Source organism: Actinomadura sp. 6K520, assembly GCF_004349245.1.
GTDB lineage: Bacteria > Actinomycetota > Actinomycetes > Streptosporangiales > Streptosporangiaceae > Spirillospora.
Map to the genome: position 1 here is coordinate 11,989 of NZ_SMLC01000042.1, position 12,671 is coordinate 24,659.

9 protein-coding genes are annotated in these 12,671 nt (G+C 72.9%); 5 read left to right on the forward strand and 4 right to left on the reverse strand.

Annotated features, from left to right (window positions below; all coding sequences use genetic code 11):
• Nucleotides 1-128 precede the first annotated feature (128 nt).
• Nucleotides 129-1,772 carry an NAD(P)/FAD-dependent oxidoreductase gene (locus E1289_RS14040; protein ID WP_131980076.1) on the reverse strand — a complete coding sequence of 548 codons (1,644 nt, stop codon included), beginning with the start codon at nt 1,770-1,772 and terminating at the stop codon, nt 129-131.
• A gap of 252 nt (nt 1,773-2,024) precedes the next feature.
• The gene (locus tag E1289_RS14045) at nt 2,025-3,395 is read right to left on the reverse strand and encodes an LRV domain-containing protein (RefSeq protein WP_131980078.1); all 1,371 of its coding nucleotides are present in this window, start codon (nt 3,393-3,395) and stop codon (nt 2,025-2,027) included.
• 112 nt (nt 3,396-3,507) lie between these two features.
• Here E1289_RS14045 and E1289_RS14050 point away from each other — a divergent pair, with 112 nt between their 5' ends.
• On the forward strand, nt 3,508-4,188 hold the full coding sequence (locus E1289_RS14050) for a TetR family transcriptional regulator (RefSeq protein WP_131980080.1): 681 nt from the start codon (nt 3,508-3,510) through the stop codon (nt 4,186-4,188).
• Entirely contained in the window at nt 4,185-4,589 is a 405-nt protein-coding gene (locus tag E1289_RS14055; protein ID WP_243712818.1) for a phosphomannose isomerase type II C-terminal cupin domain, read from the forward strand. The genes E1289_RS14050 and E1289_RS14055 overlap by 4 nt, the downstream gene beginning before the upstream one ends.
• 64 nt (nt 4,590-4,653) lie before the next feature.
• On the opposite strand, the gene E1289_RS14060 is transcribed toward E1289_RS14055, so the two are convergent.
• Together E1289_RS14060 and E1289_RS14065 are read right to left on the reverse strand one after the other, a co-directional pair.
• Nucleotides 4,654-7,446, reverse strand: a complete 2,793-nt coding sequence (locus E1289_RS14060) for a family 20 glycosylhydrolase (protein WP_131980082.1) — start codon at nt 7,444-7,446, stop codon at nt 4,654-4,656.
• A 159-nt stretch (nt 7,447-7,605) separates the two neighbouring features.
• Entirely contained in the window at nt 7,606-8,814 is a 1,209-nt protein-coding gene (locus E1289_RS14065) for an acyl-CoA dehydrogenase family protein (RefSeq protein WP_131980084.1), read from the reverse strand.
• Nucleotides 8,815-9,064: 250 nt separating this feature from the next.
• On the opposite strand from E1289_RS14065, the gene E1289_RS14070 reads away from it, so the two are divergent.
• The 3 genes from E1289_RS14070 to E1289_RS14075 all read left to right on the forward strand — a co-directional run bounded on the left by E1289_RS14070 (nt 9,065) and on the right by E1289_RS14075 (nt 12,647).
• The gene (locus E1289_RS14070; RefSeq protein ID WP_131980086.1) at nt 9,065-11,239 is read left to right on the forward strand and encodes an anthranilate synthase component I; all 2,175 of its coding nucleotides are present in this window, start codon (nt 9,065-9,067) and stop codon (nt 11,237-11,239) included.
• 273 nt (nt 11,240-11,512) lie between these two features.
• Nucleotides 11,513-11,659, forward strand: coding sequence for a GPGG-motif small membrane protein (locus E1289_RS38195; protein WP_165966046.1), 147 nt, complete (start codon nt 11,513-11,515; stop codon nt 11,657-11,659).
• A 70-nt stretch (nt 11,660-11,729) separates the two neighbouring features.
• Nucleotides 11,730-12,647, forward strand: coding sequence for an SDR family oxidoreductase (locus tag E1289_RS14075; protein WP_131980088.1), 918 nt, complete (start codon nt 11,730-11,732; stop codon nt 12,645-12,647).
• The last annotated feature ends 24 nt before the right edge of the window (nt 12,648-12,671 follow it).

A 12,671-nucleotide genomic window follows, 5' to 3' on the forward strand; every position in this document is an offset into this window, starting at 1 on the left:
ACGGACACGGTGCCGCAAAGGTACTACCTTTCACAAGACCCAACGGCTCCGGTCGATCGCGGAAGCACGATGCCCGCTGCCGCCGCGGCGACGGCAGGGGGCATCGGGACGGCCGGGGCGGCCGGGGGTCAGCCCGCCAGCCGGAACCCCTCGTAGCCGGACGCGGCGACCTCGTCGCACTTCTGCCGGTACACGCCGACGCCGCCGGGATAGGGCATGAACACCCGGGGCTTGCCCGGCACGTTCGAGCCCATGTACCAGGAGTCGGCGGCCGGGTAGAGGGTGGCCTGGGCGACCTCGTCGACGTGCCGGGTCCAGGCGTCCTCGGCCTCCGCCGTCGCCTCGATCGTCCGCTCGCCCCGGGACCGCATCGCGGCGATCGCGTCGCCCACCCACTCCACGTGCTGCTCGATGGAGACCATCATGTTGGAGAGCACGGAGGGGCTGCCGGGGCCGGTGATGGTGAACAGGTTCGGGAAACCGGCCACGGCGAGCCCCAGGTAGGTGCGCGGGCCCTCCGCCCATTTCTCGGTGAGCCGGATCCCGTCGCGCCCGCGGATGTCGACGGCCGTGAGCGCGCCGGTGATCGCGTCGAACCCCGTCGCGAACACCACCGCGTCGAACGCGAATTCCTCTTCCGAAGTGCGGATGCCCGTGGCGGTGATCTCGACGATGGGCGTCCTGCGGACGTTCACCAGGCGGACGTGCGGCAGGTTGTAGGTCTCGTAGTAGTTCGTGCCCAGGCAGGGGCGTTTGGCCCCCAGCGGGTGGTCCCTGGGCTGCAATTCCCGGGCGACCTCGGGATCGTCGACGACCTCGGCGATCCGGTCGCGGACGAACTGCGCGATGGTGTCGTTGGAATCCTTGCTGATGATCAGGTCGTTGTAGCCGCTGAGCAGGCTGACGAGGCTGTTGTCCTTGTCGAACCACACTTTCCGGTAGTAGGCGGTGCGCGCCTGCTCCGGCACCTCCATCGCCCCTTTGGTCGCCTCGGGGAACGCGACTCCGAATCCGGACTCGCGGTTCGCCTTGCGCACCTCCGCGTACCGCGCCTTCACCGCCCGCTGCGTTTCCGGGTCGAGCGGATGATTGTTGGCGGGTATCACGAAATTGGGCGTGCGCTGAAACACCGTCAATTGCGCGGCCTGCTCGGCGATGAGCGGGATGATCTGCACGCCCGAGGACGCCGTCCCGATCACCGCGACCCGTTTCCCGGTGAAGTCCGCGCCCTCCGCCGGCCAGTTCCCCGTGTGGTACCACCCGCCGCCGAAGGCCGCCAGGCCCGGCACGTCCGGCAGCCTCGGCGTGGACAGGCAGCCGGTCGCCATGACCAGGTACCGGGCCGACACGCGGTCGCCGCGGTCGGTGCGCACGTCCCAGCGCCCGGCGCCCTCGTCGAACGCGGCCTCGGTCACCCGCGTCCGGAGCCGGATGTGCGGTCGCAGGCCGAACCGGTCGGCGACGTGGTCGATGTACCTGAGCAGCTCTTCCTGGGCCGGGTACTTCTCCGTCCACTCCCATTCCTGCTCCAGCGCGGGATCGAACGAGTAGGCGTAATCCAGGCTCTTCACGTCGACGCGCGCGCCGGGATACCGGTTCCAGAACCACGTGCCGCCGACGCCGTCGCCCTTCTCGTAGACCTGCACGGACAGGCCGAGACCGCGCAGCTTGTGCAACATATAGAGGCCGGACAGTCCAGCACCCACCACTACCGCGTCGACCTCGCGCGAGTTCTCGGCGTCCTGCCGCGGCGGTGGTGACGTCTGGGTCATCGTCGGCCTTCCTCTCAAAGAGTCCGATGGGTCGGCGAAACACCGGGCCGGCTGAACCGGGTGCGAAGAGCCCGCGCACTTTCAGCGACCGCGACCATGAATGCTATATCCGGAACCGGGGAGGCGCGCGGCCTTCCCCGGTGCCACTTTGTCACCGGCGACCGTTGACGAAGAAGGTGGGGATGATTCCAGGAAACGGGAGCACGTCCTCCGCGCCACGCGGATCGGCTCTGACGGCCGGACGCCGGAGCTTCAGATGATCGCCACGTCGTAGAGGATTCGTTTCATGGCGGACTCGGGGAGGTGGGGGTTGCGGGCGGCGCCGGCGGCCGCGTCGGGGTCGTCGAGGAGTTCCAGGAGGCGGGCCGCGGGGAGGCGGCCGTCCCGCGCGGCGGCGGCGCGTACGGCGGGGTCGGGGTCGCGGCTGAGCCGCTCGACGGCGCCGGGGCCGAGCGCGGGATCGCGCAGGGCCAGGACGCGGGCCACCGGGTCGGCCGAGCCGGCGAGGCGCGCGAGGCCCGCGCTCGGGAAGCTGGGGTGGCCGACGCGGTCCAGGCGGGTGATGAACGGCGACTCCAGGGCCACCGCGAGGAGGAGGTCGCCGGGCGGGTCGGGGTGGTGCTCCGACAGCAGGAGCCGGACGACGAAGTCGTCGTCGGCCGCGAGGCGGGCGACGACGTCGGCCGGCAGGTGGGGGCTGTAGGCCGCGAAGCGGCGCAGGCCGACGTGCGCGGACGCGGCGCAGCGGCGCATCAGCCCGAGGTCGTCCAGGCGTGCCCAGAGCCACTCCGGCGGGTGGAGCCGGTCGTGCGGCCCGACGTGGTAGTCGATGGCCGCGCGCCGGTCCTCGGTGAGCTCCGGGCGCAGGGACACGGCGAGGCGGACCTCGTGCGCGGGGTCGGCGGCGAGGACCTCGACCAGGTCGGCGGGCAGGTGCGGGTTCGCGGCGGCGGCGGCGCGGGTCGCCGGGCTCGGGTCGCGGCACAGCTCCCGCGCCTGGTCGCCGTCCAGCGGGACGGTGGACACCGCGGACGCCTGCCCGGTGGCGAGCAGCGGCGCGGCGAACTCGGGACGGCGGTGGCAGGCGAGCCGCATCGCGAGGCGCCGGACGGCCGGGTCCGGGTCCTCCAGCGCCGCGTCGACGACCTCGTCGGGCGGCTCCGGCCAGCCCAGCAGCGCGCGCATCCGGACCTTCGCGTCCGGGTCGGCGGCGAGCGCGGCCCGGACGGCGCCGGGCAGGGCCGCGTTGCCGCAGAGGGCGTCGCGCACCTGCGCGTCGGGGTCGGCGGCGAGCCGCGCGAGGACGTCGCGGGGGAGGGGCTCGGCGGCCCCCCGGTACTCGGGCGCCGACGCCACCGCCCGGCGGACGGCGGGATCGGGGTCGGCGGCGAGGCCCGCCCGGATCGCGACCGGCGCGTGCCCGGCGGCGGCGACCAGCCGGCGCGTGCGCGGGTCGGGATGCCGGGCGGCGGCCTCGTACACCGCGTCCGGCACGCCCTCGCGGCGCAGCAGCGCGTTGCGCATCCGCGGCTCCGCGCGCTCCAGGATCAGCAGCAGCAGGTCGGCCGGGGCGGCGGGGTTGGCGGCCAGGCCCTCCAGCCGGACCGAGTAGAGCGTCCGCACCCCGATCACGTTAGCCGCCGGTGCCGCGTGCCGGGAAGCTCACCGGTGCCCGAGTTCCGCCCAGGCCAGGCGGTGTTGTCGCCGGGTAACACCCCCGGATACCTTTGCGGGCATGACACGTGAGCGGGGCGGGGCGGCGGGAGCTCGGCGCGATCCCGGGCGCCGCCGCGCCCTGCTCGAGGCCGCCGACCGGGTCATCCAGCGGGAGGGGCCGGAGGCGTCGATGGCGGCGATCGCCGCGGAGGCGGGGATCAGCAAGCCGATCCTCTACCGCCACTTCGGCGACAAGAGCGGCCTCTACCAGGCGCTGGCCGAGCGGCACACGCGCAAGCTGATCGACGGGATCCGGGAGGAGTTCTCCCGCGACGACCCGATCCGCGACCGCACCCGCACCACCATCGACACCTACCTGGCGACGATCTCCAAGAACCTCAACCTCTACCGCTTCCTCATGCACCGGGCCAGCGCCGAGGACACCGCCACGCACAGCGCGATGAGCACGATGATCCGCGACGTGAGCCGGGAACTGGCCGAGGTGATGATCGCCGACGGCGAGCTGGCGGACCGGACCCGCGCGTACGTGTGGGGCCACGCGATCGTCGGCATGGTGCAGACGGCCGGCGACTGGTGGCTCGACCACGGCGACGACGTCCCGAGGGAGGACGTCGTGGACGGGCTCGTCGACCTCGTCCTCCGCGGGCTGCCGGCCGCCGCGTCCGGTGACCGCGCGGCGCGGCCGCCCGGCGGCCCGCGTTCCCCCGACCGTTCCCCCGACCCACGATTCCCGAGGTGACTGTGCAGACCGACGCGCGCGTGCAGGCCGACGTGCGGCCCGAGCGGGCCGAGACGGAACCCGCCGTGGAGACCGAACGGCGCCCCTGGGGGAGCTTCGAGCGCTTCACGCTGAACGAGCCGTCCACCGTGAAGATCATTCATGTGGAGCCCGGCCGGCGGCTCAGCCTGCAGCGGCACCGCGACCGCGACGAGCTGTGGGTGGCGCTCGACCCGGGCGCGGTGTTCGAGGTGGCCGGGCGGCGCATCCTGCCCGAGGTGGGGGAGCGGGTCCTGATCCGCGCCGGCGACACGCACCGCCTGGGGTCGGACGGCCCCGCCGTGCGCGTCCTGGAGATCGCCTTCGGGCACTTCGACGAGGACGACATCGAGCGCCTGGAGGACGAGTACGGGCGCGCCTGAACGAGCGGAACGGCCCGGCCGCCCCGGTGAACGGGCGGCCGGGCCGCTTTCTGCGCGCCGGCGGTTACCGGAGGAGGCTCCAGTGACCGCGGGTGACGCCGGGCTCCTGGCCGGTGCCCGGACGGATCGCCCGGTACAGCTCGCCCCGGTGGGTCACCAGCGCGCCGGCCCTGTAGGACGTGCCGTCCTCCCAGGTGGGAACGCCGACCGGCGAGATGCGGCTGGTGCGGCCGTCCGCGGCGCGGGTGCGCGTCAGCGCGTACGCGCCGACCCGCACCGGCCCGCCGTACCGCCGCCAGCGCCGGCCGTCCGTCGAGTACTCGACGGCCATGCCCGGGTTACGGACGTTCGCCGACAGCGTCCCGCCGGAGATCCGCGCGCCGGGCGGCGGGATGCGGTAGTTCACCCCCTTGCCGGGCAGCCCCACCGGCCGGTAGAACGACAGGAGCGGGAACGTCTTCTGCCCGAGCGTGTTGCTGAAGACCTGCCATGCGGCCTCCATCTCGCCCGGTGCCGGGGTGTCGCGGTTCCAGGCGCGCTCGGCGGCGCCGAGCAGCTTGGGGAACGCCTGGTACTCGCGCAGCTCCGGCGTTTTGCCGTTCTCGCCCCACAGCTGGGCCTCCAGGCCGAGGATGTTCCCGCGGCCCTCGGGGGTGAGCCGCGTCCAGGACGGGTTCGGTGTGACGGGGTTGCCCCAGCGGTCCTCGACCGCGTTCGCGTACACGTCGAACGGCTGGTAGGTGAAGGTGCTCTTCTCGTCCACGTAGGCGGCCCAGTAGTAGCCGGGCTCGTCCGGGTCCTTGTTGTAGGCGAGGTCCATGTAGAGGTTGGTCGCGTGGGCGAGGATCACCGGCGTGCCCTCGTTGGCGAACCGGTACGCCCAGTCCTCGCGTCCCCAGCCCCATACGTTCTGCCAGGGCAGCGGGCTGAAGTTCTTGAGGCGGAACGAGTGCGTCGGGTCGGTGATGTCCTCCCACCCGGCGGTCTTGGCCGCGGCCTTCTGCGCGATGCCGTTCCAGCGGGTGAAGAACATCCGCTTCAGTTCCTCACCCGATCTTCCCGCCGTCTCGGGATCGCGCCGGCACGCGGGCGATCCCGACCACCAGCCCTCCGGCGGACCGGGCGGCTCGTCGCCGCCCAGGTTGAGGCGCTCGAAGGGGACGCCTGCCCTGGCGTACATCTCCGCCACCTCGGACACGACCTTGTCCAGGAACCTGTAGGTGCTGTCCAGGCACGGGTTGACGAGGTTGTCGTTGTAGTACTGGACGCTGACGTGCCGGCTGGTGTCGTCCGGATCCAGCAGCCGGTACGTGGAGTCGTGCGTCCGGCGGTGGCGGTGCTCCATCGACTGGACGGCGGCGCGGGCGTGCGCGGGGAAGTTCAGCTCGGGGACGACCTCGATGTGCCGCTCGGCCGCGTACCGCAGGATCTCCTCGAACTCCCGGACCGTGTAGAAGCCGCTCCCCTTGCCGACGAAGTTGACCGTGCCCTGCTCGAAGCCCTGGTACGCGGGCCGGTGCCCCAGGTTGGCCTCCGTCTCGTCACGCGGCTTCCGGGCGATGCCGTCGCCGGGTGCGAGGTCGTTCGCCGACCCCATGCCCTGGTGCAGCGCGGCCTTCTCCCTCAGGTCGAACTCCCGCTTGGAGCCGTAGCCCGTCAGCTCGGGCAGCCCCGGGATCTGCAGGCGCCAGCCCTCGTCGTTGGTCAGCCCGAAGTGCAGCTTGTTGAGCTTGGTGAAGCTCATCAGGTCGAGGAACTTCTTGACGGTCGCCACGGTCTCGAAGTGGCGGCCCACGTCGATGTGCAGGCCCCGGTAGCCGAACAGCGGCGCGTCGGCGATCTCGGCCCGGGGGACCCGCACCGTGGCCGGGCGCCGGCCGCGCGCCGCCGCCTCGTAACCGCTGGCGGGGACGAGCTGCCGCAGCGTCTGGATGCCGTACAGCACGCCGGCGCGGTCGGCGCCGGTGATCCGGACGCCCCGGCCGGCCGCGGTGAGCGTGTAGCCCTCCGGGTCGGCCTCGCCGTCGCGGTCGACGTCGAGATCCGGGTCGACGCGCAGGGAGATCGGCGCGCCCCGTCCGCCGGCGACGTCGCGCAGCGCGGAGCGCAGGTAGCGCTCCTCCCCGCGCAGCGAGCGCGGTGCCGAGACGGCGGAGCCGCCGCCGATCGCGACCGTGCCGCCGGACGCGGCCGCCGACAGCGGCTGCGGGACGAGGCTCTGCCGCAGCGTGAGGTCCGTCTTCGGGGCGGTGTTCCCGGCGTACCGGGTCGCGGCCGACTCCACCGGGCGGTTGTCGCCGGAGAACGCGGTCGTCTGCTTCGGGTCCGCCGGGTCGAGGAGCGACCTGGCCGGCACCCATTCCGGCCTGCCGCCGCCGAAGGCGATCGTCCAGCCGGCGGGGGCGTCGGACTTGTGCACGGCCCACAGCTCGATGTCGATGTCGACCGCCCGGCGCTCGCCCGGGGCGACGGCCCGGAAGCCGTCCACCGGCCGGAGCGTGTAGAGGTCGCCGCTCTGCGCCGCGTCCGCGCGGGCCACGGCCAGGCCCTGGGCGGCGAGCCGCCCGCGGGCGGTCTCGCCCGTCTCGCCCGCGAGGACGGCGGCGGGCTGCCGGACGGAGTTGAAGTACAGGGCCCACCCGCCGGCGAGGGCGCAGCGGGGGTCGCGGTTGTCGACGGTCAGCCGCGCGAGGTGGTACTGCGCGTCGGTGACGGTGTGGTCGACCGGCTGGTAGGTCAGCAGGAGGTCGCGGGCGTCGGGATGGCAGGCCGCCGACGCCGCGCCCGCCGGGACCACCACCGCGAGGGCGGCGGTGAGCGCGGCGGCCGCCGGCACGGCCAGGTGTCTGTTCGACATAAATAGGAAAGTATCCTAATAATTTGCCGCGGTCCCGCGCCCGAACCGGCCACCGCCGAAGCCGCAGGCGGCGCCGCCCGGCCGCCTCCGGACACCCGGGCGATCTTGACAGGCGGCGCCCGTGCCGCGATCCTCCCGCGGGGCGCGGGAGGATCGCGGTCAGCGCAGGCCGAACTCCCAGTTGCCGCCCTTGCCGTACTCCTTCAGGATGCGCCGCGCGGTCGTCGTCACGTGCACCTCGTCCGGGCCGTCGAAGATCCGGCCCGCACGGGCGTGCCGGAACATGTGGCCGAGGGGCGTGTCGTCGGTGAGGCCCTCCGCCCCGTGCACCTGGACGGCCCGGTCGACGACGTTGTTCAGCATCCGCGCCGCCACCACCTTGACGACCCCGATCTCCACCCGCGCCTCGGCCCCGAGGCCGTGCCCACCGGAGTCGATCTTGTGCGCGGCCTGCAGCGTGAGCAGCCTGGCCGACTGGATCTCGGCGTAGGAGTCGAACACGTGCAGCTGGAGCAGCTGCTTCTTGTACAGCGGCTCCCCGAACGCGGTCCGCTCGTGCAGCCGCGCGCACATCAGGTCGAACGCCCGCTGCGCCTGCCCGAGGAACCGCATGCAGTGGAAGATGCGGCCCGGCCCCAGCCGCTCCTGCGCGATCACGAACCCGTGCCCGCGCGGCCCCAGCAGGTTGCCCTCCGGGACGCGCACCTCGTCGTACACCACCTCGCAGTGCCCCCCGTCCAGCCCCAGGACGGGCGTGTCGCGCACGATCGTGTACCCGGGGGTGTCGGTCGGCACCAGGATCATGCTGAACGAGAGGTAGGGGGAGGTGCCCTCCGGTTCCGTCCGGCACATCACGGTCGTGTACGCCGCCCTGTTGGCGAACGTCGTGAACCACTTGCGACCCCGGATGACCCACTCCCCGTCCTCCAGGGTCGCGGTGGTGGTCAGCTGCGTCGGGTCCGATCCGGAGATCCCCGGCTCGGTCATCGCGAAGCTCGGGTTGATCTCCGCCCGGACGAGCGGCTCCAGGAAGCGCTCGCGCTGCTCCGCGCCCGCGTGCCGGTGCAGCATCAGCGAGTCCTGCAGCGTGTAGGTCCCGAGCGCGAGCTGCCCGAACTCGCTGCGTCCCTGCACCTCGTTGACGTAGACGTAGTCGAGGAACGGCAGCCCGCCCCCGCCGAGCTCCCTCGGATGGCCGAGCGCCCACAGGCCCTCGGCCTTGGCCTCGCGCTGCAGGTCGGCGACCAGGGCGGCCGCCTCGTCGCCGCCGCGTCGCAGCACCGGCTCGGCGGGCTCGACGCGCTCGGTCATGAAGGCGTGCACGGCGTCGCGCACCGGCCGGACGGACGCCGGGATGTCAAAGGCCATGGGATCCCCTCCAGGATGACTAGAATCGCATTCTGTCGTGGAACGGGCGGCGGCGCGACGGGCTCCCGGTCCGCCCGGGGAACCTGGTACCCTCGGCGCCATGCGAACCGCAGCCTCCCGGTGGTGGTGGCGCCGCTGAGGCGGCGCCGGTTCGTGCACGTGCAGACCAAGGCGACCGCCCTCACCCGGCGGTCGTTTCGCGTGTTCGCCGCCTGGGGTGCAGGGCCCGGAAAATCGAGGGGCCACCGCGGTGGAAACCGTCTCACAGCAGCCGCCGACCGGCGGGTTCGTCACGGCCGGGGGAGTGCGGGTCACCCGTACCGCGACACCGGTCGACCCGGAGCGCAAGTCCGATGTGCTGAACGCGCTCGTCGCCGCCGTAGGTGAGCGGCGCGGCGGCGTCCTCAGCTCCGGCATGGAGTACCCGGGCCGGTACAGCCGCTGGCACATGGCCTACATCGACCCCTGCCTGGAGATCGTCGCCCGCGGCAGGGCCGTCGAGGTGCGGGCCCTGAACGGGCGCGGCCGCGTCGTCCTGCCCGCGCTCGCCGCCGTCCTGCGCGGCACCGGCGAGGTGCGGGCGGACGGGCCGGACCTGTTCGAGGTGTTCATCCCGCCCGCGGACGGGTTCTTCCCCGAGGAGGAGCGCAGCCGCCGGCCGACCGTCTTCACCGCCCTGCGCGCCGTCGTCGACCTGTTCCGCTGCGACGACCCCCACCTCGGCCTGTACGGGGCGTTCGGGTACGACCTGTCGCTCCAGTTCGAGCCGCTGCGGACGCGGACCGAGCGGCCCGCCGACCAGCGCGACCTCGTGCTGCACCTGGCGGACGAGATGATCGTCGTCGACCGCAAGCGGGAGACCTCGCACCGGATCTCCTACGAGTTCGAGGTCGGCGGCACCGGCACCGCGGGCCTGCCGCGCCGCACCGAGCCGACGCCCGCGCCGCCGGCCGGGCCGGAGCTTCCCCCGCAGCCCGTCCCCGGCGCGTATGCGCGGATGGTGCGGGACGCCAAGGAGAAGTTCGTCCGCGGCGACCTGTTCGAGGTGACGCCCGGCCACGCCATGTACGCGCGCTGCGACGCGCCCGCCGCGTTCTTCGAGCGGCTCCGGGAGACCAACCCCGCGCCGTACGAATTCCTGTTCAACCTCGGCGGCGGCGAGTACCTCGTCGGCGCGTCGCCGGAGATGTTCGTGCGGGTCACCGGCGACCGGGTCGAGACGTGCCCGATCGCCGGGACGATCAGGCGCGGCGCCGACGCGCTGGAGGACGCCGAGCAGATCCGCACGATCCTGTCGTCCGCCAAGGACGAGTCCGAGCTGACCATGTGCACCGACGTGGACCGCAACGACAAGTCGCGGATCTGCGTGCCGGGCAGCGTGCGCGTCCTCGGCCGCCGGCAGATCGAGCTGTACTCCCGGCTGATCCACACCGTCGACCACATCGAGGGGCGGCTGCGCCCCGGGTTCGACGCCCTCGACGCGTTCCTCACCCACATGTGGGCGGTCACCGTCACCGGCGCGCCCAAGGCGTGGGCGATGCAGTTCATCGAGGACCACGAGGACTCGCCCCGCCGCTGGTACGGCGGCGCCGTCGGGTTCGTCGGGTTCGACGGGTCGATGAACACCGGCCTGACGCTGCGCACCGCGCAGATCAGCGGCGGCGTCGCCACCGTCCGGGCCGGGGCGACGCTGCTGTACGACTCCGACCCCGACGAGGAGGAGCGCGAGACGCACCTCAAGGCGAGCGCACTGCTGGGCGCGCTCACCGCGGCCCAGCGGGACGCCGGGCCCGCCCCGCAGGAGGGGGCGCCGGCGGCGGCGTCGGCCGGAGCGGGCGACGGCCGCACGGTGCTGATCGTCGACTACGAGGACTCGTTCGTGAACACCCTGGCCGACTACTTCCGCCAGCAGGGCGCCGCCGTGACCACGCTCAGGCACGGGTTCCCGGTGCGGATGCTGGACGAGTACGCGCCCGACCTCGTCGTGCTGTCGCCCGGCCCCGGCCGTCCCGAGGACTTCAACGCCCACGCCCTCCTCGACGCCCTGGACGAGCGCGGCCTCCCGGTCTTCGGCGTCTGCCTCGGCCTCCAGGCGATGGTCGAGCACGCGGGCGGCGAGCTGGCGCTGCTGCCCGAGCCGGCCCACGGCAAGCCCGGCCAGGTGAAGGTGGCCGGCGGGGAGCTGTTCGCGGGGCTCCCGGACGAGTTCACCGCCGCCCGCTACCACTCGCTGCACGCCACGCCCGACCGGGTGAAGGGCTTCCAGGTGACCGCGCTGACCGGGGACGTCGTGATGGCGGTCGAGGACCCCGCGCGGCGGCGCTGGGCGGTCCAGTTCCACCCGGAGTCCATCCTCACCGCGGCGGGCGGGGCCGGGCACCGGATCGTCGCGAACGTGCTGGAGCTGAGCCGTTCCCAGAGTTGAACCGGTCGTGGAGTTGAACCGGTCCTAGTCCTGAAGCAGGAGATCGGCAGGCCCGAAATGGTCCTGAGGTCGCTGTCGCGGGACCGTGGAAACCCGGAAGACTTGGTGACCGGCCACCGCGCCGCCTCCGGGTGACGCGGGTGATCGCCGTTATCCCGGCGGAGGGGGAGGAGACTCCCCCTCCGCCCATAACGGATGGTCCGTAACAGGAAATATGGACATCCGTGGCACGAATCCGGTTTTGTCGTGTATCTACCGGGGATCTCGGGTGCCATGATGACAATTCTGTGGCTCATCGCCGTCGTCCTGGTGATCGCCGGGATCTACGTGATCGTCGCCCGCCGCGACCTGCTCTGGGGCATCGTCCTCATCGTCGTCGGGCTCCTCGTCGGCCCCGGTGGGGTCAGCATCTTCACCTGACGGGGAAACCCGGCCGGGGGACGCGGAACCCTGACGTGACCTGTCAGGTTTCGGTGCGAGCATCGTCCCCATGAGCCGTGCACTGAGAGGAAAGACCGCCCTGGTCGCCGGGGGAACGCGGGGCGCGGGCCGCGGCATCGCCGTGGAGCTCGGCGCCGCGGGGGCGACCGTGTACGTGACGGGACGGTCCACCCGGTCGAGCCGATCGGAGATGGACCGTCCCGAGACCATAGAGGAGACCGCGGAACGGGTGACGGCCGCGGGCGGCGAGGGCATCGCCGTCCGGGTCGACCACCTCGACCCCGGGCAGGTCGACGCCCTCGTCCGCCGCATCGACGAGGAACAGGGGCGGCTGGACGTCCTGGTCAACGACATCTGGGGCGCCGACCACCTGTTCGAGTTCGGCAAGCCGCTGTGGGAGCAGTCCCTGGAGAACGGGCTGCGGCTGCTGCGGCTCGCCATCGAGACCCACGCCATCACCAGCCACCGCGCGCTGCCGCTGCTGATCCGCGAACCCGGCGGACTGGTGATCGAGATGACCGACGGCACCGCCGAGTACAACGCCCGGTACCGCAAGGACGTCGGCTACTTCTACGACCTCGCCAAGAGCGCCGTGCTCCGGATGGCGCTCGCCCAGTCGGAGGAGATCGCCGGGTACGGCGGCACCGCCCTGGCGCTGACGCCGGGCTGGCTGCGCTCGGAGGCGATGCTCGACCACTTCGGGGTCACCGAGGAGAACTGGCTCGACGCCGCCAAGGAGGTCCCGAACTTCGCGATCTCCGAGTCCCCGGTGTTCGTGGGCCGCGCCGCCGCCGCGCTCGCCGCCGACCCGGACCGGGCGCGCTGGAACGGCGCCTCGCTGTCCAGCGGCGGGCTCGCCAAGGTCTACGGGTTCACCGACGCCGACGGCAGCAGTCCCGACGCCTGGCGCTACATCACCGAGGTGGTGGACGCCGGACGTCCCGCCGACGTCACCGGATACCGCTGACCGACCGCCGCCCGCGAGGCCGCA